This is a genomic window from Saccharomonospora sp. NPDC046836 (assembly GCF_040645195.1).
Taxonomy (GTDB): domain Bacteria; phylum Actinomycetota; class Actinomycetes; order Mycobacteriales; family Pseudonocardiaceae; genus Prauserella_A.
Map to the genome: position 1 here is coordinate 1 of NZ_JBEYXW010000020.1, position 26,519 is coordinate 26,519.

The 26,519-nt window shown below is 67.9% G+C and carries 25 protein-coding genes and 1 pseudogene; 19 read left to right on the forward strand and 7 right to left on the reverse strand.

Features of this window, described 5'->3' with window-relative positions:
- Nucleotides 1-298: 298 nt before the first annotated feature.
- From ABZ863_RS21780 to ABZ863_RS21805, 6 genes and pseudogenes are all read left to right on the forward strand, one after another.
- A pseudogene (locus tag ABZ863_RS21780) lies at nt 299-412 on the forward strand (DUF4396 domain-containing protein); the annotation flags it as partial.
- Nucleotides 413-626: 214 nt separating this feature from the next.
- Nucleotides 627-1,706, forward strand: coding sequence for a sensor histidine kinase (locus ABZ863_RS21785; RefSeq protein WP_358538508.1), 1,080 nt, complete (start codon nt 627-629; stop codon nt 1,704-1,706).
- On the forward strand, nt 1,703-2,371 hold the full coding sequence (locus ABZ863_RS21790) for a response regulator transcription factor (RefSeq protein ID WP_358538510.1): 669 nt from the start codon (nt 1,703-1,705) through the stop codon (nt 2,369-2,371). Before ABZ863_RS21785 ends, ABZ863_RS21790 begins: the two co-directional genes overlap by 4 nt.
- 56 nt (nt 2,372-2,427) lie before the next feature.
- A complete protein-coding gene (locus tag ABZ863_RS21795) occupies nt 2,428-3,135 on the forward strand; it encodes an ABC transporter ATP-binding protein (RefSeq protein WP_358538512.1) in 708 nt (235 codons plus the stop codon).
- Nucleotides 3,129-3,914 (forward strand): ABC transporter permease, encoded by a 786-nt coding sequence (locus ABZ863_RS21800; protein WP_358538514.1) that lies wholly within the window; start codon nt 3,129-3,131, stop codon nt 3,912-3,914. Before ABZ863_RS21795 ends, ABZ863_RS21800 begins: the two co-directional genes overlap by 7 nt.
- A gap of 13 nt (nt 3,915-3,927) precedes the next feature.
- Nucleotides 3,928-4,590 carry a hypothetical protein gene (locus ABZ863_RS21805; RefSeq protein ID WP_358538516.1) on the forward strand — a complete coding sequence of 221 codons (663 nt, stop codon included), beginning with the start codon at nt 3,928-3,930 and terminating at the stop codon, nt 4,588-4,590.
- A 43-nt stretch (nt 4,591-4,633) separates the two neighbouring features.
- Here ABZ863_RS21805 and ABZ863_RS21810 read toward each other — a convergent pair whose 3' ends face one another.
- Nucleotides 4,634-6,280 carry a DUF11 domain-containing protein gene (locus ABZ863_RS21810; protein ID WP_358538519.1) on the reverse strand — a complete coding sequence of 549 codons (1,647 nt, stop codon included), beginning with the start codon at nt 6,278-6,280 and terminating at the stop codon, nt 4,634-4,636.
- A gap of 233 nt (nt 6,281-6,513) precedes the next feature.
- Here ABZ863_RS21810 and ABZ863_RS21815 point away from each other — a divergent pair, with 233 nt between their 5' ends.
- Nucleotides 6,514-6,741 carry a peptide deformylase gene (locus tag ABZ863_RS21815; protein ID WP_358538796.1) on the forward strand — a complete coding sequence of 76 codons (228 nt, stop codon included), beginning with the start codon at nt 6,514-6,516 and terminating at the stop codon, nt 6,739-6,741.
- Between the two features lie 92 nt (nt 6,742-6,833).
- On the opposite strand, the gene ABZ863_RS21820 is transcribed toward ABZ863_RS21815, so the two are convergent.
- Together ABZ863_RS21820 and ABZ863_RS21825 are read right to left on the reverse strand one after the other, a co-directional pair.
- Nucleotides 6,834-8,027, reverse strand: coding sequence for a DUF222 domain-containing protein (locus ABZ863_RS21820; protein ID WP_358538521.1), 1,194 nt, complete (start codon nt 8,025-8,027; stop codon nt 6,834-6,836).
- Nucleotides 8,028-8,138: 111 nt separating this feature from the next.
- The gene (locus tag ABZ863_RS21825) at nt 8,139-9,629 is read right to left on the reverse strand and encodes a serine hydrolase domain-containing protein (RefSeq protein WP_358538524.1); all 1,491 of its coding nucleotides are present in this window, start codon (nt 9,627-9,629) and stop codon (nt 8,139-8,141) included.
- 72 nt (nt 9,630-9,701) lie between these two features.
- Here ABZ863_RS21825 and ABZ863_RS21830 point away from each other — a divergent pair, with 72 nt between their 5' ends.
- From ABZ863_RS21830 to ABZ863_RS21845, 4 genes are all read left to right on the forward strand, one after another.
- Entirely contained in the window at nt 9,702-10,328 is a 627-nt protein-coding gene (locus ABZ863_RS21830; RefSeq protein ID WP_358538526.1) for a TetR family transcriptional regulator C-terminal domain-containing protein, read from the forward strand.
- Nucleotides 10,329-10,480: 152 nt separating this feature from the next.
- Nucleotides 10,481-11,539, forward strand: coding sequence for a hypothetical protein (locus ABZ863_RS21835; protein WP_358538528.1), 1,059 nt, complete (start codon nt 10,481-10,483; stop codon nt 11,537-11,539).
- Between the two features lie 59 nt (nt 11,540-11,598).
- Nucleotides 11,599-12,063: a DUF6325 family protein gene (locus tag ABZ863_RS21840; RefSeq protein ID WP_358538530.1), complete on the forward strand. Its 465-nt coding sequence runs from the start codon at nt 11,599-11,601 to the stop codon at nt 12,061-12,063.
- Between the two features lie 15 nt (nt 12,064-12,078).
- Nucleotides 12,079-12,348, forward strand: a complete 270-nt coding sequence (locus tag ABZ863_RS21845; RefSeq protein WP_358538532.1) for an SHOCT domain-containing protein — start codon at nt 12,079-12,081, stop codon at nt 12,346-12,348.
- A gap of 13 nt (nt 12,349-12,361) precedes the next feature.
- Here ABZ863_RS21845 and ABZ863_RS21850 read toward each other — a convergent pair whose 3' ends face one another.
- The 3 genes from ABZ863_RS21850 to ABZ863_RS21860 all read right to left on the reverse strand — a co-directional run bounded on the left by ABZ863_RS21850 (nt 12,362) and on the right by ABZ863_RS21860 (nt 16,421).
- The gene (locus tag ABZ863_RS21850; protein WP_358538798.1) at nt 12,362-13,726 is read right to left on the reverse strand and encodes a glutamate decarboxylase; all 1,365 of its coding nucleotides are present in this window, start codon (nt 13,724-13,726) and stop codon (nt 12,362-12,364) included.
- A gap of 127 nt (nt 13,727-13,853) precedes the next feature.
- Entirely contained in the window at nt 13,854-14,492 is a 639-nt protein-coding gene (locus ABZ863_RS21855; protein ID WP_358538534.1) for an FMN-binding negative transcriptional regulator, read from the reverse strand.
- Between the two features lie 3 nt (nt 14,493-14,495).
- Nucleotides 14,496-16,421, reverse strand: coding sequence for a primary-amine oxidase (locus ABZ863_RS21860; RefSeq protein ID WP_358538536.1), 1,926 nt, complete (start codon nt 16,419-16,421; stop codon nt 14,496-14,498).
- Between the two features lie 220 nt (nt 16,422-16,641).
- Between ABZ863_RS21860 and ABZ863_RS21865 the strand changes: the two genes are divergently transcribed.
- The 8 genes from ABZ863_RS21865 to ABZ863_RS21900 are packed head-to-tail and all read left to right on the forward strand — an operon-like array spanning nt 16,642 to nt 25,359.
- Entirely contained in the window at nt 16,642-18,246 is a 1,605-nt protein-coding gene (locus ABZ863_RS21865; protein WP_358538538.1) for an ABC transporter substrate-binding protein, read from the forward strand.
- Between the two features lie 18 nt (nt 18,247-18,264).
- Complete coding sequence (locus tag ABZ863_RS21870) at nt 18,265-19,239, forward strand: ABC transporter permease (protein WP_358538540.1); 975 nt, start codon at nt 18,265-18,267, stop codon at nt 19,237-19,239.
- Complete coding sequence (locus ABZ863_RS21875; protein ID WP_358538542.1) at nt 19,236-20,066, forward strand: ABC transporter permease; 831 nt, start codon at nt 19,236-19,238, stop codon at nt 20,064-20,066. Before ABZ863_RS21870 ends, ABZ863_RS21875 begins: the two co-directional genes overlap by 4 nt.
- Nucleotides 20,063-21,025 carry an ABC transporter ATP-binding protein gene (locus ABZ863_RS21880; RefSeq protein ID WP_358538544.1) on the forward strand — a complete coding sequence of 321 codons (963 nt, stop codon included), beginning with the start codon at nt 20,063-20,065 and terminating at the stop codon, nt 21,023-21,025. The genes ABZ863_RS21875 and ABZ863_RS21880 overlap by 4 nt, the downstream gene beginning before the upstream one ends.
- Entirely contained in the window at nt 21,022-21,771 is a 750-nt protein-coding gene (locus ABZ863_RS21885) for an ATP-binding cassette domain-containing protein (RefSeq protein WP_358538546.1), read from the forward strand. Before ABZ863_RS21880 ends, ABZ863_RS21885 begins: the two co-directional genes overlap by 4 nt.
- Nucleotides 21,768-22,772 (forward strand): P1 family peptidase, encoded by a 1,005-nt coding sequence (locus ABZ863_RS21890; protein WP_358538548.1) that lies wholly within the window; start codon nt 21,768-21,770, stop codon nt 22,770-22,772. The genes ABZ863_RS21885 and ABZ863_RS21890 overlap by 4 nt, the downstream gene beginning before the upstream one ends.
- Entirely contained in the window at nt 22,769-23,860 is a 1,092-nt protein-coding gene (locus ABZ863_RS21895; RefSeq protein ID WP_358538551.1) for a C45 family peptidase, read from the forward strand. The genes ABZ863_RS21890 and ABZ863_RS21895 overlap by 4 nt, the downstream gene beginning before the upstream one ends.
- On the forward strand, nt 23,857-25,359 hold the full coding sequence (locus tag ABZ863_RS21900; protein ID WP_358538553.1) for an aldehyde dehydrogenase family protein: 1,503 nt from the start codon (nt 23,857-23,859) through the stop codon (nt 25,357-25,359). Before ABZ863_RS21895 ends, ABZ863_RS21900 begins: the two co-directional genes overlap by 4 nt.
- Here the strand turns inward: ABZ863_RS21900 and ABZ863_RS21905 are convergent.
- Entirely contained in the window at nt 25,356-26,504 is a 1,149-nt protein-coding gene (locus tag ABZ863_RS21905) for a DUF222 domain-containing protein (protein ID WP_358538555.1), read from the reverse strand. The genes ABZ863_RS21900 and ABZ863_RS21905 overlap by 4 nt on opposite strands.
- Nucleotides 26,505-26,519 lie beyond the last annotated feature (15 nt).

Sequence of the window (26,519 nt, forward strand, 5' to 3'; positions counted from 1 at the left end):
AGCAGGAGAGCCAGCAACAATCCGATGCGATGCTTAGACGGCAAGGAAAACCCTTTCGTTGATCTTTCCATCGGGAGATTCGCTTGGCACTCCGTATGAGCGCACAGGGTACAAGCACTTGTTGGTGTGCAACGGGGACGCCGCCGGTCATGGTATTGCGGGAATGTCTTGCGCTCGGTCGTCGGCCGGTTCGATCCCGGCGACGAGGTTGAACGCGCCGGTCATCAGGTTGACCGTGACGACACCGACGACCTCAGCAATGGCTCTGTCGGTCCAGCCGTGGTCTCGGAGGGCGCTGATGTTCTGGGGCGCGCTCGCATTCGCCTTCCTGATCGCGTTCCTGGTCACCATGCCGGTCAACGAGTGGCTGATCAGCCGCGGCCACGCCGTCGCCCACGCATACCACCACTAGCCCAACAACCACTCGGCCGACCAAGTACGTCATCTGGACTTGCCAACCCTCCACTTTCATTCGCAACCGCTTGCTGGCCTGGCGCGAGCAACGCCTCGGCCAGCGTGGCGTGAAGTACGGCGCCCGCACGGGAGCCGGTGTCTGACATGCCGCTGCTTGCGAACTCCGAAGCCGTAGGGTCGGGTGGGTGTTCCCAACAGACCAGACTCGGCGCGTGCTCGTCGATGCGGGTGCGGCGGTGCTGTGCGTACTGGTGTTCTGGTTGCCTGTTGATCGCTCGCTCGATGGTCTCGTCATCGCGCTGATCGTGCTGGTCGTGGGCGGTCTGCTCACGCGGTCGCGGTGGCCCGTCGTGGCGTTCGGCGTCGTTGCGGCGGCGACGCTCGCTGGTGCTTTGCTGGGTGTGACGCGTGACCCGTTCGTCGCTGCGGCGTGGACGTTGTACCCGGTCGCGATCGCGCACGGCAGCGCTCACATGTCGCGCGCCATGTCGGTATCGCTCGGGCTCGTCGTCGCGGCCCTGGTCCTGCCCGGCTATGCCCGAGCCGAGGACATCGCCCGGTACGTCATCGTGAGCCTGCTGTTCCTGGCAGGTGCGTGGCGCCTGGGTGAGGCGGTCCGCCGCGAACGCGTCGAGGCCGAACACGCCGCCCGCGCCGAGGGCGCCCGTGCGGTACTGGCGGAACGGCTGCGGGTGGCCAGGGAAGTGCACGACGTCGTCTCGCATTCCTTGGGCACGATCGCCGTGACCGCCGGGGTCGCTGCCCATGTCGATGGTGACAACGCGGAGAAACTGCGGCGGAAACTGGCCCAGATCGAGCGTGCCAGCAAGGACGCCCTTGGTGACCTTCGCGCAGTGCTCGGCGCGGTCAGGGAACCCGGCGAGCAAGCCGAACGGAGCCCCCAGCCAGGGATCGCGGATCTCCCGGCCTTGCTCGATGGCGTGCGTAGCACGGGAATCGACGTACGACTGACCATGTCCGGTGCGGCCGGCATCCCGGCCGGTACCGGACTCGCGGTTTACCGGATCGCGCAGGAGGGGCTGACGAACGCGGCCCGGCACGCCCCGGGATGCAGTTGCGAGGTGACCGTCACCGCGTCCAGCCAGACGGTCACCGTCGAGGTCATCGACGACGGTGGAACACTGAAAGCGTCACCGGCCAAAGGAGGGTTCGGACTGATCGGGCTGAGGGAACGCGTGGAGTCACTCGGCGGCGAACTGACCGTCGGTCCGCGCGAGGTTAACGGGTTCGCGCTACGCGCGTCACTGCCCTATTCGGAGCGGGACGGGTGAGCGGCCGGATCCGGGTGCTCGTCGCGGAGGACGATGACCTGCTGCGTAGCTCGTTGTGCGAACTCGTCTCATCCGATCCGGCGCTGGTCCTGGTCGGCGAGGCGCGTGACGGCGAGGATGCGATCGAAGCCGTGCACCGGCTGCGTCCCGACATCGTCCTCATGGACATCCGGATGCCTGTGCTGGACGGGCTGGCGGCCACGCGGGCCGTGTGCACGTCCGCCTCCACCGCCCGGGTACTGATCCTGACGACGTTCGATGTCGACGAGTACGTGTACGAGGCCCTGCGAGCGGGAGCATCCGGCTTCCTCTTGAAGAACGCCTCGCCGTACGAGATCTTCCGTGCGATTCGGACTGTCCACGAAGGACACGCCTTGCTTTCGCCCGAAGTGACTGGCAGGGTGATCGCCGAGTTCGCGGCGCGCCGGAGCCGTCAGGAGCCGGCGCTCGCCCGCTTCGCCAGACTGACCGACCGCGAGCGTGACGTGGTCGCCGCCATCGCGGAAGGCATGTCCAACGAGGAGATCGCGGGCGCGTTATTCCTCAGCAGGGCGACGGTGAAGACCTACCTGAGCCGCCTCTTCGACAAGGTCGGCGTCCGCGACCGCACCCAGCTGGTGATCCTCGCCTACGAGTCGGGGTTCGTGGACACGCTGCGCTCGTAGGCGCCTGTCAACCTTTGGCCGATGCGCCCGCGCCGGTCCGGCTGAAGGCTGGGGCCGTGATCGAAGTGTCCCGTCTCGTCAAGCGGCACGGCACGAAGCCGGCCGTACACGACGTCAGCTTTACCGCGCCGGCAGGTCGCGTCACAGGATTCCTCGGCCCCAACGGCGCCGGCAAGTCGTCAACACTGCGGATCCTGCTCGGCCTCGATTCGGCCGATTCCGGCACCGCGTTCATCGACGGCAAGCCGTACCGGGCGTTGCGGAACCCGCTCCGCACCGTCGGCTCACTCCTGGAGGGCAGCGGCGCGCATCCGTCGCGGACCGCCCGCGCGCACCTGTCGTGGGTCGCCACCAGCAACGGGATCTCACGAGCGCGGGTTGCCGAGGTGCTGGAGACCGTCGGGCTCAGCGACGCGGCCCGCAAACGCGTCGGAACCTTCTCGCTAGGCATGAACCAGCGGCTCGGGCTGGCCGCCGTGCTGCTGGGCGAACCCGAAGTGCTGGTGCTGGACGAGCCGGTGAACGGTCTCGACCCCCTCGGCATCCGCTGGCTACGTGAGTTCCTCCGGTCCTATGCCGCCGAGGGCAGGACCGTGTTGCTGTCGAGCCACCTGATGAGCGAGCTGGCCAGCACAGCAGACGACCTCGTCGTGATCAACCATGGCCGGATCGTCCACAGTGGATCTGTCGAGAAGGTCACAGCGGGACACGCCTCCCTCGAGGAGGCGTTCTTCGCGCTCACCCGCAAGGACGACCCATGCTGAGGTACATCGACGCTGAGCTCCGGAAACTCGTGTCATTGCGCGCGATGTTCGTCGCGGCCGGGATCTGCGTGGTCGCCGCGCCTGCGCTCGCCGTGCTGAACGCCGGCTCGATCCGCGCACGGCTCGACGCGGGGGACACCAGTTCGCTTGCCGACTGGCCCACGTCGCAGGCCGGTTCCGAGGTCGGCCTACTCGCGGCGGTGGCGGCGGTCGTGCTCGGCGTGTTCGCCATCAGTAGCGAGTACGCGGCCGGTGCCAGCGAGGTCGGCGGCGGCAGGCAGATCGTGACCAGCCTGACCTGTGTTCCCCGCCGTGGCCTGCTGTTCGCGGCGAAAGCGATCGCGCTCGCGGTCGTGACCGCGCCGCTCGCTGGCTTCGGGATCGCCGCGGGAATCGCGGCGGCCCAGCTTCGGCTCGGCGAATACGGGAACTCGGCGCGCCAACTGGCGGACGCCCTCGGCTGGCGGCCGCTCGGCGCCGTCGTCTACTGCGTCTGCACAGCGCTGCTCGCCCTCGCCATCACCACCATCACGCGCAACGGCCTGATCCCGCTGGTCGTCCTCATCATCAACAGCTCCGTCGTGTCGGTCTCGATCCTGCTCTCCAGGCTGACACCGCTGGCGAAGTTCCTTCCCGACGCGGCGGGACTGCAGTTGTTCGCCTACAACGCCGCGATCGAGGACCCACTGTCTCCCGCCATGGGCGGGGTCGTGCTGGCGGTCTGGACCGCCGCCGCCCTGCTTGCCGGTGCGACAGTTCTCGTGCGGCGCGATGCGTGAACCGGAGGGCTCGATGACCAACAGCGTTCGCAACGTGGTCGCCGCCGAACTGGGCAAACTGCGGACCCTGCCGGCCGTGCCCGTCACGGTGGCGGTGACGATCCTCGCCATGCTGGGCCTCGCAGCCGCGTTCGCGGCCAACGCGGCCGGAACGGGGCTTCGCGCGGTGAACTACGGACAGCTCGGCCTCATTGTGCTCGGCATACTGACCGCGGCCAGCGAGTACAGCAGCGGCCAGATCCGGACCAGCTTGGCCAGTGTGCCGAACCGCGCACTGCTCCTGGTGGGAAAGGTACTCGCCTACCTTGCCGTCGCCGCCCCGGTCTCGCTGCTCGCCGTGGCTGGAAGCGCCGCCCTCGGCGGTGTTCCGGTACTGACAGCCAGAAGTCTCGGCGCCACCACGTATCTCACGCTGATCGGGCTGCTCGGGCTCGCCGCAGCCGTGGTGCTCCGCAGCCTTGCAGGCACGTTCGCGCTGATGGCGACGCTCGTGCTTGTCGCTTCCCCGTTGCTCGTATCGGTCACGGCCCTCGCCCGGTACCTTCCCGACCGAGCGGGGATGCAGCTGTACCAGCCCGGTGACCTCACCGCCATCCACGGTGGAGCAGTCATGACAGCCTGGATCATGGCCGCGCTGACCCTCGCCATTGTTACGTTCGTCAAGCGGGATGCGTGACGGGCCCGCTGCCGTTATGGCAGGCGGGCCCGTCACGTCCTTGTTAGCGGGTGGTCTGCTTGCTGGTGCGCCGACGCGTGTACCAGGCACCGCCGCCCAGGGCGGTCAGTGCGACAACTCCGCCTGCGGCGAGGCCGACCAACGGGACCTCGACCTCAATGATCTCGGTGGAGGTGTTGTTGTCGGTGTTCGGGTCGGGGTCATTACCGATGACCTGTGCCGTGTTCGCGACATATGCCACTGTGCCGTCAGCAATCCCGGTCACGGTGTAGGTGTGGGTCTGCCCGTACGGCAGTGGACCACCGGTGCAGGTGACCACCCCGGTCGCGATTTGGCAGCCCGATGACACAGTCACCTGGGTCAGCCCCGCGGGGATTGGGTCCCGCAGGGTGTAGCCGGACGAGTCGTTCGGCCCGTTGTTGGTGACCGTGATCGTGTAGACGATCTCGCTTCCCTGCTGGATCACACTGGACTGGGCGATCTTCGCCACCGCCAGGTCCGCCGCCGGGTCGGTGAAGGTCACGTCAGTCGACCCCGGCGGGTTGAGGCCCACAGTGGACACGTTGTCCGGCCCATTGGTGTAGGTGCCGGTCTCAGACGAGGTGACGTTCACCGTGACGGTGCACGATGCCATGCCCGCGTTGAGGTTGCCGGAAACCTGAATCGAGGTGGCACCAGCGGGAGCGGTCACGGCCCCGCTCGGGCAGTTCGTCGACGCTGCCGGCGAGGCGACCGTCAGACCCGCCGGGAGCGCGTCGGTGAAGGACCAGCCGTTCTTGGCAGCCAGTTCGCTGGTGTTGGTGATGGTGAAGGTCAGCGTGGACGTCTCGCCGACCGTCACGCTGGCCGGGCTGAACGACTTGTCCAGCTGCGGAGTCACATCGAGGATCCTGATGTTGTCGAAGGCATGGTCGTTACCAGTCCCGCTGGGCTGGTTGTTGACCAGCTGCACCCCGATCGAACTGCCGTTGACCAGTACGGCACCGTTCGAGTTGTAGGTGCCGACCTGAACAGGACGCGCAGCGTTCTGGCCGAGGGCCGGCGCGTTGACCGTTGTGGGGCTGCTGCAGCCGTTGATCACCGAGCCGACCGGGGTGGCCGCACCTGAGTCGTTCAGGAGCGAGAACTGCAGCAGCGGCGGGTTTGCATGGCAGTTGAGGGCTGCGACGTCCACGCTGAAGGTGATGAAGCGATTGCTACCACTGAACGGGATGTTCGAGCCGGTCTGGAACTCGACGTGGCCGGCGCCGGGGTCTCCGGCGGTCATGGCCGAGACGGCGAAGTTCGCGTTCGGATCCGCCGCACCCGCGTACGCACCAAGGGCATAGGACGCCTGCTGGACCGAGTTCCAGTGGGTCTGGCTGACGCAGTCGGCAGTCTGTGCGGCATCCGCCACCGGCTGGTTCGCCGCCGCGACCCAGCCGTTGCATCCCGTCAGCCATGGCTGATCCGCGGTGTATGTCTGCCCGCTCGCACCCGTGTACTGGTCAAGCTTGACGATCGGAGTCGGTCCTGAACGGTTCTGGAAGTCCTCCGCGTACACGGTGATCGGCGCCTGCGGCGTGCCGGGGCTACCGGGCGCGGCGCTGGCGGTGGAACCCGCCAGCGCCAGCACCGATCCGACCGCCATCGCTGCGCTCGCGACACCGGCCAATCTGCGCACAGATGATCTCCGTTGTGCTTCAGTCACGCGTTCCCACCTTCTCTTCGAGGTGTGTCGGCCGAAGTTCGCGCATGACGGACTCGACCCTGACCTCCAAAAGACCAGTCCGACGGCGCGAACATGACGGGAGAACGTTCCACGAACGGGCCTACTCATGACCAGCCCTACCGCACTCGGCGACCTGGTCGACGGCCAGGCATCTGGGGTGGGCCTCGCAGCGCCCCAGATCGGAGTCCCGCTGAGGATCGCGGGCATCGAGGATCCGTCTGTCTGGTGTGGACGAAAACGGACAGGCGCTCGACGAAGAGATCCACGGCTGGCCCGCCCGGATCGTCCAGCACGAGACCGACCATTTCGACGGTGTGCTCTACCTGGATCGGGCCGAGATCCGGTCGCTGTCCTCGAACGAGCACGTCCTCGAACGCTGGACCGATCCGACCCCGGCACAGGCCGCGCAGGAACTCGGGTTCTCCCTGCGCGACAGCTGATTCGGAGCCAAGTCGCCACCCTGAACTGAATGCGCGTCGCGCGAGCATGCACTGCTGTGCATCATGATCGTTCAGCCCGCCGAGTCGACCATTCATGACGCCAGCGCCACAGGATCTGGCGGGGTCAGGCGCTTTGATTCCGGCCAGGCGTGGAGGATGTTGCGCCGGGGCCGTTGCCCGGGGTCGATGTGGGGTGGTGGGATGCACCAGGGGATTCCGTTGATCATGCGGATCTTCCAGTCGCTGTGGTGCACCACCCGGTGGTGATAGGCAAACACCAAAGTGAGATTGTCCAAAGTGGTGGGTCCACCGTTACTCCAATGGGCGACGTGGTGGGACTGCGACCACTTGGCCTTACGATCACAGTCCGGGAAGGTGCAGCCAGCGTCCCGGTGGATCAGGGCCCGCCGGAGACTTCGGGGAACCGTGCGGGTCGTCCGTCCGACATCCAGGACCTCGCTGGCGGTACCGAACACCATGGGAGCGGCTTTCGTGTCACAGGCCATCCGCCGGGTCTGCCCCGCCGACATCGCCAGGTGACCATCCACGACGCCCTGGCCGATGCCGGTGGTGAGCTGGTCCAGGGTGGCCGACACCAACAACGTGACCGGTTCCCCCGCCTCGGTGGGGCTGTTCGGACAACGAGCCGCGAGGGCGAGTATCTCGGCGAACGCATCGCCATAGCGTTCGTCCCGGGAGCGGAGGTCCGGCCCGTCATCACTGGACCGGGGCGCCGTCAACGGGGACAGCAGATTGGCCAGCAGCGCACCGGCTTCCTTGTCCAGCCCGAACGTGCCGGTGACGCCGTTGGCGGTTTCCCGGAAGTCCAGCCACCGTTTCGGCCGTATCAGGGCCTCATCCTTGGGCTCGGCGCCATCGGGGTCCAACCGGTCCCGGATCTCCCGACCAAGCCTCGCGATGATGCGGGGCTCGCTCACGATTGCGGCCTCACACAAGATCTTCTCGGCCGCCGCCCGGTCCTCGTCAGTAGCATCAAGCGGTAGCTGGAGGATCGCCTTGTGGATGGCCTCCACATGCTCAGGCCCGATCAGGCCGTTCCGCAGGGTGTCCGCGGTCATGGGCAGTTCCGCCGCGACCGGCGCACCCGAGGTCGTGACCGAGGGCAACAACGCGCGGGCGTGGGCGACCATACGCCGCGCATCGATCGGGTTGAGGTTGAACATCTCCCGGGCATAGGACTCCCGACGGCCCTGCTCCAACCCCCGCAGGCCGTCAACAAGTTCCTTATCCCCCAATGACATCGGGGAGATCACGCTCTCGCACACAAACACAGCTTACCACAATACTCGAACATGTGTTCGACAAATCTGCCCGGGTGTAGTAACCTGGATCGAAGTGGTGCGGACCAATAATCGGAGAAAGGAGTCCTGTTTGGATTAGTTTTGCAGCCGTGTTGGCCGGTGAGGACGGCGCTGGCGCAGGTGGAGCAGGAGTATCGCGAGTCGTGTGACGGTGAGGGCGAGGCCTAGCACGATGATGGCGATGGCGAGATGGCCGATGTCGGGCATGAATCGCACGACGTGCCGTAGTTCCAGGTCGAAGATGCCGGGTAATAGCAGTCCGGCCACGACCGCGGACAGGCTACCGAGCCCGCTCCAGCCAGCTGTGGCAAGCCAGGTTCGCCAGGTGTGAGGCCGACGCGCGAGGAGACGGTAGCTGCTCCAGGCCAGCGCGCCGGCAAGCACGAGGGCCAGCACGCCAAGTGCGACCAACGCGATGGGTTCGGTTGTGTTGCCGGGAATTGGGGCGGGTGTACCGCCGAGCGCGATGGTCAGGGCGCCGAACGCGGCAGCGTTGAGGGCTGGGTCGTGCAGCGGGGAGTAGACGTTCTGCTGGACAGCGATCGCCCAACCGGTCTCGGGTGCGGTGATGAGGGCTGTGTGGTAACCGGTGACCGCGCCCGCGTGCCAGACGATCGGCGTGTTGACGGTTGCGAGTGTGCAGTGGCGCCATCCGAGCGGGTAGTGCCCGCAGGTGGCCTTAGGGCCGCTGTGCTGGAGTGCGGCGATCGTGCCCGGGGTGAGGAACTGGGTGTCGCGGTAGCGGCCGTTGTCGAGGAGTGGAATAGCGAGGTGGGCGAGGTCGGTGACGCTGCCGGCGAGGTAGCCGTAGGCCAGGCCGGAGGTGTCGAAGGTGCGGTCGGCGGCGCGGACGCTGCCGAAGTAGTACTCGTGCCCCGGTGGCATTCGCTCGGCGTCGCGGGCGTCGGCGATGCCATCGGCCATGTCCAGCGGCGTGAACACCTCTCGCCGAATGACCTCGGAAAACGACAGGCCAGTGACTTCCTCGGTCATGGCGGCAAGGATGGTCGCGTTGGCGGGGCTGTACTGATGTCGTTCGCCGGGCGCCGCGGTCGGAGCCACATCCGCCAGACTTGTCACCCAGCGGCTGATCGCGCCCGGAGCATTGTCGTCGAGGTCAGAGCGAACGAAACCGTCCCGCGAGGAGATCCCGCTGGTCTGCTCGAGCAGGTGGCGCACGGTGATCCGGATGGCGTGGTTCTGGTCTGCGAGCCGGAACCAGGGCAGGTGGCGGACAACGGGATCGTCTAGGCCGATCGTGCCCGCGTCGACCATCCGCAGCACCGCGGTGGCGGTCACGGGTTTGGCGACAGAGCCAAATCCGACCGGCGTGCGCGGGGTCATCGGGCGGCCATACCCGTCGTAACCCCACGCCCCGGAACTGACCACGTCACCGCCGTGGATCAGTGCGTAAGACAGCCCCGGTGCTCCGCTGACCCGCATGTGATCGACCAGATACCGCTCAAGGTTCGGCGGCTGCCCCGCCATCGCCCCGGCGGGGGCGGCGGCAAGGAAGAGAACACCCGCGACCAGGCCGACGCACCACCAGCGCCACGACACGCCCACGACCCACCCCGCTCTCCAATATGAGCATATTGTTTCTAGTATGACTGTACTATCGATGACGCGGAGAAGGAAATGGCCACCGAGGAGTACCACGCGCTGCGACGTCGTCAGGTCGCCGAGGCAGTCGAGCGACTGGTCGCCGAACACGGACTTGCGGCGGTGACGATCGCCAAGGCCGCAGCCGAGGCCGCCGTGTCGGTGGGGTTGGTGCAGCACTATTTCGCCAGCAAGGACGACCTGTTGCGCTACGCCTATACTCAGGTCACCGAACGGGCGCTGGCACGCGCCCAGCAGCGGGCACAGGAACTCGACGCGCACCACGGCAGCATCCGCCGCGCGCTCGGCGAGAGCCTGGCCGAACGACTCCCGCTGGACGAGACGCGACAGGCGGAGTGGCGGGTGTTGTTTGCGTTTACCGCCCGCGCCGTGGACCAGCCCATTCTGGCCGCGGTACGTAACCAAACGGAGGCTGCCCTGCGCGCGCAGGTCGCCCAGGCCATCACCAACGGCAAAGAATGCGGCGAAGTCCCGCCTGACACCGATGCCGATCCGGCGGCCGCCGGACTGCTCGCCATCGTCGAAGGGCTGAGCCTGCATGCCTACCTGGATCCGGCCACCATGCCTGCATCGGTCGCACTGGCCGAACTGAACCGCGCGCTCATGACCGTCCTGCCCGGCCAATGCCGGCAGTACGACTGATCAATGCACGACAAATACCCCGAACCGGATCAAATGATCTGACCACAAAGGACTTGCCAGGCCGCGGGAGTCACTCACCAGCTACGCTGCTCGCCAGTTACATCTTTTCATGGGGGAGAATGATGCTTCGTCGCTGTGCCGCTGTGGCCTTCATGGCGATTGTCACCATGGGCGCCCTGGCCGCCTGCTCGCAGACAGTGACCGGAGAAGGTGGGGCCGTCACGACCCGGGCGCAGAGTGTCCCGGTGTCGGACACTCCGGACGCGGCCGAGCCGCCCTACCTCGACGAGCTCAAGGAGTTCGTCCCCGCGCTCGCCACAATGCGGACCTGGGACCCGTGCGCAATGCACGACATCACCGCAGCCGAAACAGCCACCGGCGGGAGCCGCTCGTTCATCGTGCCACTGGGCGAACTCAACCGGTGCACGCTGACCCTAGCCGGAGGCAACGGCGTGAAGGGCGACTGGTCGCTCAACGTCGAGCTGCTACTCGAGACCATTTTGGACAGTTCATATGAGAGCGGGACCCTCGACGGGGCGAGGGTGTTCCGGCAGCTGCCGCCCGAGCCGGACGCCCCGACCTTCGGAATCTCGTGTGCCTTCTTCCTTCCACTCGACGAACCGGTCGGCGCCAAACTGGACGTGACGACGGTCGATGAATCCGTACCGCGCGACACGGTGTGCGAGATCGCCGAGAAGTACTTCACGACTCTGTTGCCGAAGTGGCAGAACCCGCCGCTGGCCGCTGATGGGGCCAGCACACCGCGGATCAGCCTGTACGGCAAGGATCCGTGCGCCGCGCTCGCCCCCGCCGTCGAGGCCGAACCCACCGACCAGGCCGGCGAGCAGCGCTACCTGCTCGCCCTCAACCCCTACGCCTGCCAGCTGACCAGTGAGCAGACGTTCACGCCGATCGAAGTGAGTTACGAGTCCCTGCTCGACGAAGGCGGTCAGAGTGTGGATCTCGCGGGCACGAAGGCGTTCGTCCGCGAGTCGGGCGGCGGCTGCGAGTACAAGGCGCCCATCGACCCGGAGATCAAGTTCCGCGTCGACGACCCCAGCCTGGCCGGCGTCGAGCCTGGCCTGGTGATCTCCCTCGACACCTGTGACACAGCGCTGGCCGCCGAGATCGCCACCGCCGCGCTTGACCAGCCGGAGCCACGCGGCAACGGCTCCCGCACAGCCGAACCGATCACGCTCGGCCGCCTGTAACCGGACCTCACCCGCGGCGGAGGAGGACCCTAGTACCGCCGAGTGACCACAGTCATCGCATGACCACGCGCACACCGGCGGACACCGCCGAACTCGACGAGCTGGGCCCGATCGACTACCTCGTGATCGAGTTCCCAGCGGGCGGACCGACGGGAAAGGCCATGCCCCTGCTCCTCGATCTCGTCGAGCGGGGCATCGTCCGGGTGCTGGACCTGGAGTTCCTGAGCATCAGCCCGGACGGCACGATCACCAGAGTGGCCGTCGAGGATCTCGGCGGCGACGAGGAGCTGGAGCTCACGGTCTTCGCTGGGGCGAAGTCCGGTCTGCTCGACGAGGACGACCTGCAGGAGGCGGCCGCGGCCCTCGAGCCGGATACCAGTGCGGCGATCCTCGTCTACGAGAACCTGTGGGCAGCACCGCTGGCTCGCGAACTGCGACGGAGTGGCGCGCAGCTGGTCGCCGGCGGCCGCATCCCGGTGCAGGCCGTGCTCGCCGCGCTGGACGCCACCGAGAACGCGGAATAGACGGGAGGACCGACCATGCCCGGTCTGCTACGGGGTGTGGCGCGCACCGCCGTAATCGCCGGTACCGCCACCACAGTGTCGAATCGCGTGTCGCGCAGGCAGCGCGGCCGCTGGGCGGCTGAGGAGCAGGCACAAGCCGAACCGCAACCCGCTCCCCAGCCGGAATCTCCCACGGGCAGCGGCGATGTGCTGACGCAGCTCAAGCAACTGGGTGAGCTCCGAGACCAGGGTGTGCTCACCGAGGACGAGTTCCAGACGCAGAAAGCGCGACTCCTCGGGTCCTGACCGATTCGCGGACTCATCCCCCGCGGGTGAGTTCACGATGGCGCACTGACGCGTGGTCGAACCCAGCCGCCTCCGCACCCCGGATGGGTGCGGTCTGCCTGCGCAGGTGCGGCAACAGGTGTTCGAGGTCGTCGAGCAGCAGGTCGGCGATCTCCCGTCCCATACCGTTGCGTACCACGATCCGCAGCACCGCAAGGTCTTCCCGGTGCGGCGGGAACGTGTAGGCGGGCACCTGCCAGCCCCGCTCGCGCAGCCCCGCCGAGACGTCGAACACGCTGAAGTTCGGGATGTTCACGGTGAACGCGAAGACGGGCAGTTCATCGCCGTGGGTCAGCAACCGGAATGGACCCATCGCCGCTACCCGCCGGGACAAGTAGGTGGCGACACGGCGGCATTCGGCCTGGATCTGGCGGAAACCTTCCCAGCCAAGCCGCAGGAACGTGTAGTACTGCGCAACGACCTGCCCGCCAGGCCGCGAGAAGTTGAGTGCGAATGTGGCCATCTCGCCCCCGAGGTAGTTGACCTTGAAGATCAGTTCCTCGGGCACCGCCTCGGCGTCGCGCCACAGCACCCAACCGACGCCCGGATACACCAGCCCGTACTTGTGCCCCGAGGTGTTGATCGAGGCAACCCTGGGCAGCCGGAAGTCCCACACCAGTCCGGGGTCGAGAAACGGCGCGATCATGGCGCCCGATGCCCCGTCGACGTGGACCGGAACATCGAGGCCGGTTCGCGACTGCAGGTCGTCCAGTGCGGCGGCGATCTCGGCGACCGGTTCATAACTGCCGTCAAAGGTCGAGCCGAGGACAGCCACGACCCCGATTGTGTTCTCGTCGCAGAGCCGGACGGCCTGCTCCGCATCGAGGTGGAACCGCTCGCCCTCCATCGGCGCGAAACGCGGCTCCACCTCGAAGTAGGTACAGAACTTCTCCCAGCACACCTGCACGTTGATGCCCATCACGAGATTGGGCCGCGCCGTGTCCGCCCCGTCCCGGCGCCTGCGCTGCTGCCAGCGCCGCTTGAGCGCGAGTCCAGCCAGCATCGCCGCTTCGCTGGACCCTATGGTCGAGCAGCCGAGGGACGTGGCCTCGCTCGGCGCGTGCCACAGCTGGCCGAGCATGCTGACACACCGTCGTTCGAGCTCCGCCGTCTGCGGGTACTCATCCTTGTCGATCATGTTCTTGGCCGAGCATTCGGCGAGCAGGCGGTCGGCCTCCGGCTCCATCCAGGTGGTGACGAAGGTGGCCAGGTTCAGCCGCGCGTTTCCGTCGAGCATGAGGTGGTCGTGCACGAGCTGGTAGGCCGTGTCCGGATCCATCGGCCTGGCAGGCAGCCGATGCTTCGGCACGCTGATCTCCGCACCATGCCGCGCGAACATCGGGTTCGCGGAGACGAACTCGCCGGCCGACGTGCTGTGCTGCCCCTTGTGCAGTGCCATGACCCTCTCCCGCCGACGGTTGTGCCCGACGAGTCGAGGGCGACCCACAATCACCGACCACGCATGTTCACTGCGTCTCGGCGGCGCCGTAACGCGCCATCATGGCGGCCAGCGCCGCGCCGGCGTCCGCGCTGGCCTGCACGTCAGCGCGAACCCGCGCCTGCACATCGGCCGGCATGTCCTGGCTCAGCTTGAACACGCTGCGTGCCGTGCGCACCCGGAGCCGGAACGCGACGACGTGCTCGACCAGTGCGGCGAACCGCTCCCGCGACGACGTCAGGTCCCAGGCACGCGCACGGAGCGACTCGGCGGCGCGCACCGTCTGCTCGACGACCTCGAGCGTCTCCGCGTCGCTGTTGACCAACTCGACCGTGCCGGTCAGGTGAACGGCAGCGTAGTTCCAGGTCGGCACCGCCGGGGTGTAGCCGTAGGTGGTCGGAGACACGTAGCCGTGCGGGCCGCTGAAGACGAGCAGCAGCTCCGCGCCACCGGCGAAGGCACGCCACTGCGGGTTGACCCGAGCCAGGTGCCCGAGCAACGTGGCCCCTGCCCACGCCGTCGGCACCTGCCGGAACACGACCGGCAGGTGCGAAGCCGCCGGCGGTCCGTCCGGCTGCGCGCTGACGACGAGCGCGAACGGATGCCGCCGCACCAGCTCGATCTCATCGGCCGCCGACGGAGCCGCGTACCGGGGGAACTCGTGCACCGCCTACCGGCCGTGCCCGTGACAGTGGCCGCCGGCCGGGGCCGGCACATCGAGCGTGGGATTGCGGTCGAAGAACCCGACGGGTTTGAGCGTGAAACCGCAGCGGTCGACGGGCATCACCGGCCAGTCCTCCAACCTCGGGAAGTGGGTCAGGCCGAAAGTGTGCCAGACGACGAGGTCGGCTCCGTCCAGATCACGATCGCCACCTGTGTATGCAGGCAGCCCGGCGCCCGGCGCGCTCTGGTTCACCAGGTCGCCTGCCGGGAAACGTTCGGACTCGTCGTACCTGGTCACCCAGAGGTGCTTGGTGGCGAACGTCGCGCGCCCGTGGATCGCCGATGCCTCGTCGGCCACCAACGTCGGCAACCCCTGCGGGGTCAGCGCATACCCCGGCGCTTCCCCGAGCCTGTTGCGCTGCTGCGGGTTCACGATGTGCCACACCCTGCCCCGCTCGGGCGCGGCCATGCGCTGCGCCGCACGCTCGCTGGTCAGCCTGCGGCAGCTGCGGGTGAAGGCGTTGCCGAACGGGTTGTCCTCCCCCATCGGCACCCGCTCGACCTCGATCTCGTCGACCGCGTTGATGTCACCGTCGACCGCCATGTCGAGCCGGACGTTGAACAGGTGCTGGTGGTACGGCGCGGCCAGGCCGGGCGCCACCTGTGACGCGTACGGCGCGATCCGCTCGTCGTAGTGCGCGGTGAACACGATGCCGGTGGCCTTGCATTCCAGCTCGATCGTGCCGTCGAGGTAGAGGTACCAGTAGAAGCCGTAGTCGTAGTTGCCGACGGTGACGAAGAAGGAGATGACGAGCCGTCGCTGGCGCCGCGTCTGCCTGCTCCCGTTGGCCGGGTCGGTGTGCTTCCACAGCACGCCGAAGTCCTCCTCGTGAATGCAGATCGCGTTGGCCAGCGTCACCGGTTCCCCGTTGCCGTCTGCGACCACAGCGTCCACATAGGTGATCTCGCCGAGACAGTCGCAGCCGAGCTCCAGCGAGTTGGCGAGCCTGCCCAGCTGATACTCGCCGGTGTCGAAGTAGTTCTGCCAGAACCGGATCGGCCCCGGATCGCCATAGGGCACGACCATCTCGGCAACGGAGGCGCGGTTGACGATCGGGCGCAACCTGCCGTCGTCGGCGAAACCGATCTGGTGCAGAACGAGCCCCTCCCGCATGTCGTAGCCGAGCCGGACCCGCCAGTTCTCCCAGCGCAGCTCGCCGTCCCGCAGCGTGAAGCTGGGCCCCTCGGGCTGGGTGATCTCGATCGGACGCTGCGTCGTCCTCATCGGACCGGACACGGCAGGGTCGTCGTAGTCGCCGGACTCCTGCGGAATCGGCACGACTCCGGTGTCGACGATCTCGACCACCCGCCGCTCGATGAGATCGACGTAGGCAACCAGGCCGTCGACCGGATGCGCCCACACCATCGTGGACGGTTCCGGCTGCCAATGTGCGAGCACCCGCACCAACCGCCGCCCCGCGTCCGGAATGGACTCGAAACGGCCTGCCGACAACGCCGCGAGGTAGACGTGCGCGGGATCGTCGATACCGCGCTTGCGCAGCGCAGCACGCCAACCCTCGTCGGCGGCCATGACCTCGCGGACGACGTCGTGCTCCTCGGCGAGCACCGGCACCTGTCCGTGCTCGCTGCGCACCGGAGTGCGCGACCGGACAGTGCGGTCGGTGATGCCGACCAGGACGTCCTCTGCCTCGCCCGTCCCGATATCCAGCAGCAGTGCGCGCGCGAGCCGGTCGACTGGCGAGCGGTCGCGGTCGTACCGGGCCACGGCCGTCTTGGCCGGCTCAGCGAGGCCGACGTAGGAGAACCGGGTCGTCTCCTGCAGCACACCGCCGGTTTCGAGGATCTTGCGCACCTCCGTGATCTCGGCCGCCGACAGCGGCGCGAGGGGGTGTGCTTCGCAACGGTCCGTCACGTGACTCTCCTGGGTGTCCCGATATCGATTGCCGGAACGTTCCGGCATCGCTTCAGGCAGGCTAACTCGGATCGCGGCACCGGTCAATGATTGGTAAACAGGGGTTGACGGCTCTCTCCGACCATCGTTTAATCACTGCCCATGTCGGAACGTTCCGGCAACTAACGACGGGTCACCTTACCGCGCTCACGCCATGCCACCGCCGGAAAGCTGAGGTCCAATGCGGATCCCCCTTCTCTACTGCGCCGTCGCGGCGACACTCATCGTCACCGGCTGCTCGGCGGCGCCGACGAACACGCCGGCCACCGAACAGGCGCCCGGGTACCTCGCCGTCACCGACGAGTCCGCCCCGGACGGCGGCACCCTCGAGCTGCAGATGACCGTCGACAATGGAGCAGCCACCGGGCTCGACCCGCAGCTGGCCGATGTCGCCACGGCGTGGCAGCTCATGTCGCTGGTCTACGAAACCCTCGTGACCGTGGGCCCCGACTTCACCATCGAGCCCGGACTCGCCGAGAGCTGGGACACCCCAAGCCCCACGCGCTACGTGTTCCACCTCCGCGACGACGTCACGTTCTCCAACGGCAGGGCGATGACCGCCGACGACGTCACCGGTAGCCTCAACCGGCTCCTCGAGAGTGAAGGCGTCTGGCGCACCCAGATCGGCCCGGTCGAGGAGGTGTCCACAGTCGACGAACGCACTGTCGAGGTGACACTCAGCAGCCCATACGAACCGTTTCTTGCCGCTCTGGCGAACATTCCCGCCGCCGTGCTGCCCATGAAGGAAGTGGCCGACGGCTCGGTCGACCTCGCCAGGACGATGCTGGGGACCGGACCGTTCGTCGTCGAGTCACACCGGCAGGACGTGTCCTGGCGGTTCACCGCGCGAGAGGACTACTGGGGCGCAGGCAAACCGGCGGTCGACACCGTCAACATCGCCATCACCGGCCAGGAGCAGGCGAGAATGGCCGCGCTCCAGAACGGCAACGCCGACCTGGTGATGCTCGGCAACGTCGACGCGCCACAGCTCCTCCAGGGCGTGCGCGGCACGACCGTGGCGACCCAGGCCACGACCGACTTCTACTACCTGATGCTCAACAGCAATGCGCCGGGCGGGAAGTTCAGCGACCCGCGCGTCCGCAGGGCGATCAACATCGCCATGGATCGCAACGCGATCAGCGCATCGGCGTTGGGCGGCCTCGGCAAGCCCACCGGCGCCACTCCCGCCGGGCTGCCCGGCGCGTGTGACCCCGCGCAGTTGCCTTCGGCCACAGCAGGCCTCGACCAGGCACGGCAGCTACTCGCCGAAGCCGGGGCCGAGAACCTCACCTTCGAGCTGGCCGTGTTCTCCACCGAGCCCGCACCCGCGATCGCGCAGGTGATCCAACAGAACCTGGCGCGCGTCGGGATCACCGTCACGATCGAACAGCTCGACGAGGGCAGCTGGTCCGGCAAGGTCTACGGCGAGGTGCCTGCCACCTTCGACGCGGCGCTGTCGTGGTTCGCCGGGTATGCCGATGCCGGGATGGTCGGAAAGTGGTGGAATCCCGAGCAAGCCGGGTTCAACGCCGGCTTCATGAAGCCGAATCCGGAGCTGAACTCGGTCATCGACGCGGCGATCTCCACTGCGGACAGTGCGGAACGAACCACCGCCTTGCGAGAGCTGTGTACGGCGGTCGACGAGGACGCACAGATGATCCCGTTGGTGACCCGGCCCGCGCTGATCGGATACCGGACGGACACGCTGAGTCCAACGCTGTACGCGACGGAGGGCTACGGCAACGTCTTCCGCGGAGTCGCCGACTTCCGCCTGCTCACCCAGTAGCCGGCGAAAGGACGGGTTGTGCGACTGTTCTCCTGGTGGCTGCGGCGGGCGCTGAGCGCGGTCGTCACCCTGTTCCTCGTCTCGATCCTGATCTTCGCCGCATCGCGGCTGATGCCGGGCGGCTTCGCCGAGGTGGTACTCGGACCGTTCGCCAGCCCGGAGCAGAAGGCCGAGGTGTCGGCAAGGTACGGATTGGACCAGAACATTCTGGTGCAGTACTGGCTGTGGCTGACCACCGCGCTCACGGGTGATTTCGGGATCTCGATGATCAGCGGCGAACCGGTCACCACCGAGTTCGGGCTGCGCCTGCCGGTGACCGCCGAACTGACCGTGGCCGGTTTCGCCGCCGCGATCTGCCTCGGCGTCCCGCTCGGCGTCTACACCGCGGTGCGGGCGGGCCGCGGGCGGACGGCCGCCGTGGGCAGGCTGGCAAGCGGGCTCGGCGTGAGCGTGCCCGAGTTCGTCCTCGGCAGCATCGTGGTGTTCCTGTTCTCCCGGTTCGCATTAGGACTGACGGTCGGCGGCTACGTGCCGTTGAGCGAAGACCCGGGGCAGAACCTGCGGTCGATGGTGCTGCCCGCGGCCGTGCTGTCGGTGTTCGTCATCGCGGTGACCGCACGCACCACACGCGATGCCGTGCTGACCGTGCTCGTCGAGCCCTACATCACAGCGGCCATCGCGCGCGGGGAGAGTCCCTGGTTCATCGTGACCCGTCATGTCCTGCGCAACGCGTCCATCCCGGTCGTGACGGTGCTCAGCACCATTACCGCGTATCTGCTGGGTGGCGCGGTGATCATCGAGTACCTGTTCAACCTGCCCGGCGTCGGCTCCTACATCGTGCAGGCTGTCGGCAGGCGCGACTACGCGGTGGTGCAGGCGGGTGTGCTGCTGGCGGCCGTGGTGTTCATCGTGCTGAACACGCTCACCGACGCGGCGGCCGGGGCGCTCGATCCCCGTTTCGGTACCGGTTCCAAGGCCAGGAGGTCACGATGAGCTGGTGGCACAGGACCGACTGGCTGACTCGCGCGGGCCTGCTGTGTCTCGCAGTGCTCGTGCTCGGCACCGTCGTGGCCACGGTCTTCGGTATCGGTGGCGACCCGGAGGCCATGGTCGGGCCGAGGCTCGCACCACCGGGGGGCGACTATCCACTGGGGACGGACCAGCTCGGCCGCTCGATGTTGCCGAGACTGTTCGAAGGCATCGGCACTACTCTGCTGCTGTCGACGGTCGCGGTGCTCGTCACCGCCGTGATCGCGACGCTGCTCGGCATTGCCGCCGGGTACTGGGGCGGCTGGCTCGGCGAGGTCGTCATGCGGCTGGTCGAGGTGCTGTACTCGTTCCCGACGATCGTGCTGGCCATCCTGGTCGCCGCTGTCGTCGGCCCCGGGCAGACCGCGACGGTGTGCAGCATCATCCTCATCACGATCCCACTGATGACCCGTCTGGTGCGGGCAGCGGCGATCATCGTGGCACAGCGCGACTACGTCACCTCCGCGGTGATCAGCGGCGCGGGCTGGCCGCGCATCCTGTTCCGGCACGTGCTGCCCAACATCTCCGGCACGATTGCCGTGCAGGGCACCTACGCACTGTCCGTCGGCATTCTCGTCGAGGGCGGCCTGAGCTTCCTCGGGTTCGGCGTGCAACCGCCGCAGTCGTCGCTGGGCGCGCTGATCCAGCAGGGCAGCACCTACCTGATCGCCGCGCCCTGGCTCGTCATCGTTCCCGGGATCGTGCTCGTCGTGGCGATCCTGGCCATCAACGTGTTCGGCGACGGTCTGCGCGACAGTCTCGAACCGAGGGAGGCACGGTCGCTGGTATGACACCACTGCTGGAGATCGACGACCTCGTCGTCGACTACGTCTCGGCGGACCGCACGGTGCGGGCGCTCGACAGCGCCGCCCTCACCGTCTCCGCAGGGGAAACCATCGGCATCGTCGGCGAGTCCGGCTCGGGAAAGTCCACATTGGGCGCCGCGATCGGCGGCCTGCTGCCCGGCGCGGCTCGTGTCGTCAGCGGGTCCGTGCGGGTCGACGGTGCCGACGTCACCACGTTGCGGCCCAAGCAACTTCGTGCGCTGCGGCGGGAACAGCTCGGTTTCGTTTTCCAGGAGCCGATCGGCTCGCTGGACCCCACGATGCGTGTTGGCAAGCAGGTGGAACTGGCCCTGCGTGGCTGGGGCACTCGGGCCGACGTGCTGGCGCACCTCGAGCGTGTGAAGCTCACCGATCCCGAACGCGTCGCCCGCTGCTACCCACATCAGCTGTCGGGTGGGATGGCGCAGCGGGTAGCGATCGCCATGGCCATGGCGGGCCGTCCGGAGATCCTCGTCGCGGACGAGCCGACAGCCGCGCTCGACAGCCAGGTCCGTGACGACGTGCTCGACGTGATCTTCGCGCTGGCCGCCGAGTCGGGAACCACGATCCTGTGGCTCAGCCACGACCTTCCCGCCGTAGCGAAGCGCTGCTCAAGGGTCGTGGTCATGTACGGCGGCGGTGTCGTCGAGTCGGGGGCGGCGAGCGCGGTGCTGGCCGAGCCGCGCCACCCCTACACCAAGGCGCTCGTACGTGCCGTACCCGCCGCTGTCGCCGACGGTGAACGTCTCACGTCGATCCCGGGACAGCCACCGGTACTCACCGGCTCGGCTCCCGGTTGCGTGTTCGCGCCCCGCTGTCCCGACGTACTCGCCTCGTGTACCGAGCAGCGGCCACCGCTGGTCTCGGCGGCAGGCCGGGATGTGCTGTGCCACCTCGCAGAGCAGACCGTGGAGGCAGGCCGATGATCCTGGAACTGGACGCGGTGACCGTCACCTTCAGCTCCGGCCCACCCTGGCGGCGCCGCCACGCGCACGCGATGCGTGAGGTGTCGCTCGGCCTCGCCGCGGGCGAGATCCTGGGTCTGGTGGGCGAATCCGGCTCCGGAAAGACCACCACGAGCATGGTCGCGCTCGGGCTGCAGGCACCGACAACCGGAAGGGTCCTGTTCGACGGAAAGCCATTTCCCAAGCGCCGCAAGGAACTCGCGGGCCGGATGCAGGCGGTGCTGCAGCATCCACAGTGGTCACTCAACCCGCGCATGCGGGTGGGGCAGTGCGTGGCCGAGCCGCTCGCCGTGCTCGGCGGCACGCCGAGAGACGAGCTGAACGAGCGCGTCCGCACGACCCTCGTGCAGGTCGGCCTCGACGACTCGTTCGCGCAGCGCTACCCGCATCAGCTCTCCGGCGGCCAGCGCCAGCGCGTGTCCATTGCGCGCGCCCTGATCACCCGGCCACCTTTCATCGTTTTCGACGAGGCGGTGAGCGCGCTGGATGTGTCAGTACAGGCGCAGATCCTCAATCTCATCAAAGATCTGCGTGCGGAGTTCTCCTTCGCGGCGCTGTTCATCAGTCACGACATCGGTGCGGTGCGCTACGTCGCCGACCGGATCGCCGTCATGCGCTACGGCGAGATCGTCGAGACCGCGCCGGCCACCGTCTTCTTCGGAACCCCCGAACACGAGTACTCGAGACAACTTGTGGAGGCATTGTGAGTACAGGCAACGGCGTCGCCCCGAGACCGGCAACGCCGTCGGCGTTCGCGCCGGGCGCGCCGACCAATGACGACGTCGAGCTGGCTCCGCAACCCAGCCCTGGCAGTGCGGTCGTGCCATTCGACATCCCCGGCGTGTACGTCGGCACCGCCGAGTACTCCGAGGGCCCCACCGGCTGCACGGTCATCTACCTGCCCAAGGGCGCCCGCACAGCGGTCGACGCGCGTGGCGGCGCGGTGGGCCTCAGCGGTGGCTACGACTTCCACCACGCCATCGTCCTGGCCGGCGGGTCCGTCTACGGGCTGGAGGCCGCAGCGGGCGTGAGCACGGAACTGTTGCACCGTGCCGAGAACCGCACGCACTGGGCTGCGCTGGCGCACGTGTCAGGCGCGGTCATCTACGACTTCTCGGCCCGCGACACCGCAATCACACCGGATACCGCGCTCGGCAGGGCCGCGCTGCGCAACGTCGTCGAGGGCGAGTTCCCGATCGGCCGGTGTGGTGCGGGACGCTCCGCGTCGGTCGGCAAGATCGACTTCGCACGCGCCGAGTTCGCAGGGCAGGGCGCTGCCTTTGCAGCCCATGGGCAGGTGAAGGTTCTCGTGGCGACAGTGGTGAACGCCATCGGCGTGATCGTCGATCGCGACGGCACTGTCGTGCGCGGCAACTACCACGCCGCCACAGGGGAACGCCGACGTCCCGCTGTCGACTACGCCGCTGCCGCGACCGGCAACGGAACGGCCCGCACCGTGGCCGGTAACACGACGCTCACCGTGGTCATCACAAATGCACGGCTCACTGATGTGGCGCTCAAACAGTTCGCCATTCAGGTGCACAGCTCGATGCACCGAGCAATCCATCCGTTCCACACCGAACTCGACGGCGACACCCTGTTCGCGCTCACCACCGACGAGGTCGAGCTCGACGGGATCAACGCCACGGGACTCGGCACGCTGGCCTCCGAGGTAGCCTGGGACGCGGTTCTGGCGAGTGCCCGATGACCGCGACCTTGCCTGCCCATGTCTCCACCGAGCACGATCCCGCCGAGCGCGGGCGCGAGTTCGGTCGCGCTCACCGGGAGTCCATTCGCGACACCGCCGAGCGGTATGCCGAGTTGTTCGCTGCCCACGGCCTGCACCCACACCATGTACGGGAGTGGGGCCGTCGAGCATTCGCGGCGACGGCTGCGTGGGCACCGGCCCTCGCCGAAGAGATCGCGGGGACCGCCGAGGGTGCCGGGCTTCCGCTCTGGCGGGTGGCCGCGCTCAACGCGCGCACCGAGATCCTTGCCGCTGCGGCGGTCACCGGCGAGGGCGAGTGCTCGACATCGGTGGTGCTGCCCACTGACGGCAGCGCGCCGCGCACCGTGCAGACCTGGGACTGGCACGACGTGCTACGCGGCGCGATGGTGCTCCGGTCCCTGGAACCGGCGCCGGGGCACCGCACGTCGACGTTCACCGAGTTCGGTGTGGTCGGCAAGATCGGCGTCAACAACCTGGGCCTCGGGGTGCATTTCAACGTGCTGCGGCACCGTTCGGACAGTGCGGACATCGGCGTGCCGGTGCACGTCGTGGCGCGGCGCATCCTGGACGAGGCGAGCACCGTCGCGGAAGCGGCGCAGCTCGCGCGCTCGGCCCGCCTTTCAGCGTCCTCTGTGCTCACCGTCGTGACCCGTGCTGAGGTGCGCTGCCTCGAGCTGTGCCCGGCTGGCGTAGCCGAGCTGTCTCCCCAGGACGGAATCCTGTTGCACACCAACCATTTCCTCGACTCCGAGCTCGCGCAGGGCGAGCGGACCACCGCCGAGGTGTCCAGCACGTTCGCGCGCCTGGCGTGGCTGCGCGAGCAGACCGACGCGCTGGGCGCCACGGAACGCACCGACCGGGCGCGTGCCCTGTGTGCCCACGATGCCGGTGTACCGGTCTGCGCTCATGCGAACACCGCGCTGCCACCGCACCAGCGGTGGGAAAGCCTCGCGACCATCACGCTGGACGTGTCGGCGCACCGCATGCACGTACATCGCGGCGGTCCGTGCACTGTGGACGACCAGTCGTGGACGACCCTATCTGCCGAGGAGGGCGTGCCCGCATGACCGTTGACATCAGCTATGACGCTCGCACCGGGGAACCGGTGACCGAGCTGGCGACGAGCACTACGCAGGACGTCGCCGTCGCACTGGCAGCCGCCGCCGCGGCGGCGCCCGTCGTGGCGTCGACCGCGCCTGCCGAGCGTGCCACCTGGCTCGGCGCCATCGCCCACGCGTTGGACGTGCCCGAAACGGCGGCCGAGCTGGTCCGGCTCGCCGACGAGGAGACCGCGCTCGGCGTCGACCGGTTGACGATGGAGATCGGCCGCACGTCCACACAACTGCGGTACTACGCCGAAGTCGCCGTCGAAGGGTCCTATTTGGATGCCACGATCGACAGCGCACAGACGGACCGACCTGCGTTGGCCAGGGTGGGCGTTCCACTCGGTCCGGTCGCGGTCTTCGGCGCGAGTAATTTCCCGTTCGCGTTCAGCGTGCTGGGCACCGACACCGCTTCCGCGCTCGCCGCGGGCTGCCCGGTCGTGGTGAAGGGCCATCCGGCGCACCCCCGGCTCAGCCGTGCCCTCGCGGACCTCACGCATCGTGCGCTCGCTGGCACAACGGCACCGGATGGGCTGTTCGCCCTGGTCACCGGCTTCGCCGCGGGCACGGCTCTCGTGCGCGACGAGCACACGGCGGCGGTCGCGTTCACCGGCTCCCAGCGAGCTGGGCTCGCGCTCTGGCGGCTGGCGAACGAGCGCGACGTCGTGATTCCCGTGTTCGCCGAGATGGGCACGGTCAACCCTGTCGTGGTCACCCGCCGGGCGGCGACGCGGATGGACGAGATCGCCGCGGGTTTCGCCGCTTCCTTCACCCGCGGGGCCGGTCAGTACTGCACGAAGCCCGGCCTGCTTTTCGTGCCGAGGGGCAGCGGTGCCACCGACGCCGTTGCCGACGCCCTGCGCCGGCTCGCCCCGAGCGCCTGGATGCTCACCGAGCCGATCGCAGGCTCCGCGGCCACCGGTGTCGGTGAGCTCGTGCGGGCCGGTGCCGAGGTCGTGGCTGAGATCCCGGGCCCCGCGGGCGGCTGGGCCGTTGGCACCACTCTGCTCAGGGCGCGGATCGAGCATCTCCGCGCGGGCTCAAGGCTGCTCGACGAGTGCTTCGGCCCGGTCGCGATCGTCACCGAGTACAGCGATCGCGCCGAGCTGGACCGGGCACTCGGCCGACTGCAGGGCACCTTGGTCGCCGCTGTGCAGAGCGGCGCGCCGGACGATGGCGACGATCCCGACCTAGCGCCGCTGCTCACGAGGCTCAGCGCCTTGGCGGGCCGAGTGGTCGTCAACGACTGGCCGACCGGCGTCGCGGTCACGTGGGCGCAGCACCACGGCGGCCCGTGGCCCGCAACGACGGCGCCTGCGACGACCTCGGTCGGCGCCGGTGCGCTGGCACGGTTCACGCGCCCGGTGGCCTTCCAGAACACCCCCGACGCGGCGCTGCCGCCCGCGCTTCGCGCGGACAACCCGTGGCGGTTGCCCAGGCGTATCAACGGAACCGTGAGCTAGAAAGGTGGGTCGTGCAGGGGTTCGGGGCGGCTGGTGTAGGTGGCGCCAGACGGTGTCGTGACCGTGACGGCTTCGGTGGTCGGATGGAGCCGATATGTCCACCCGGGCCGGTCTTTCAAGAGATGGTGGCGGCGGCAGTAGTTGACCAAATTGGACGGTTCCGTTGATCCGTCGTGCTGCCAGGGAGTGTGGTGGTCGTTGTCGCCGAAGTGGGCGGGCCGGTGACACCAGGGAAACCGGCATTCGCGGTCACGTACCCGGACGAACTCGTCGGTGACCGCTGGTGGGCGGTACCGACGGCGCCCGACGTCGATCGGCGCCCCGGTGAGGGGATCGGTAACGATCCGCCGCCACGTCGAGGAGGGTTGGTCGGCGATCTGTCGAGCTACCGAAGCGGGAACCGGACCGTAGCCCGCCAACTGTGCGGGGTTGTCGTTCAGTCCGGCCAGGGTAGTGAGGTCGACGTAGACGTGCACGTTAGCTTTCGCCCCCGAACCGTCGGTGTTCGAACCGAGCAGCAGTTCGGCGAAGACATCCGCCCGTAGTTGATCGAGGGTGCGGGATTCATTGCTGCCGCGCAGGGTACGGGCCATGCGGTCGATCCGCGCATAGGCGGATGAGGCAACCTCGGCCGGCAGGTCAGCGAGAAGGGTGGACATCCCGTCGTCACCAGGCAGCAATTGCACCGACCGCTCAGTCCGACGGTGGTCGGCACGCCGGGCGGCCCCATCCGGATCGGCCCTCATGGCCCAATAGGAGGCAACGCGCCGCACCTGATGAGGATTCTTGCCAGCCAGCTTGGGGGCGACGGTCGAGTCGACCTCCCGAGCCTGCGAGTCACTCAACCAAGCCGTAGCCGCAGCAACCTTCGACGCCCGAAAGGAATCGACAACACCGGACTCCATGGCAGCCAGAGTCCGAGGCAACCGATGAACCAGAGCAGTGGACAGATCCAGAACCCGCCGAGCGTGCTGCTCACTAACCGAGAGCACCAACGCCAACTCAGCAGCCACATCGGGAGCATGCCCGCGAAAGTCATCGAGCTCCTCAATGGTCCGATGCAACGAGGCATCAACCCACATCTTGAGCCGATTAAGACCCTCAATCCGGGCCAGAATTTGTTGGCCTAGCAAGGAATCCCCCACGAGACCATCATACCG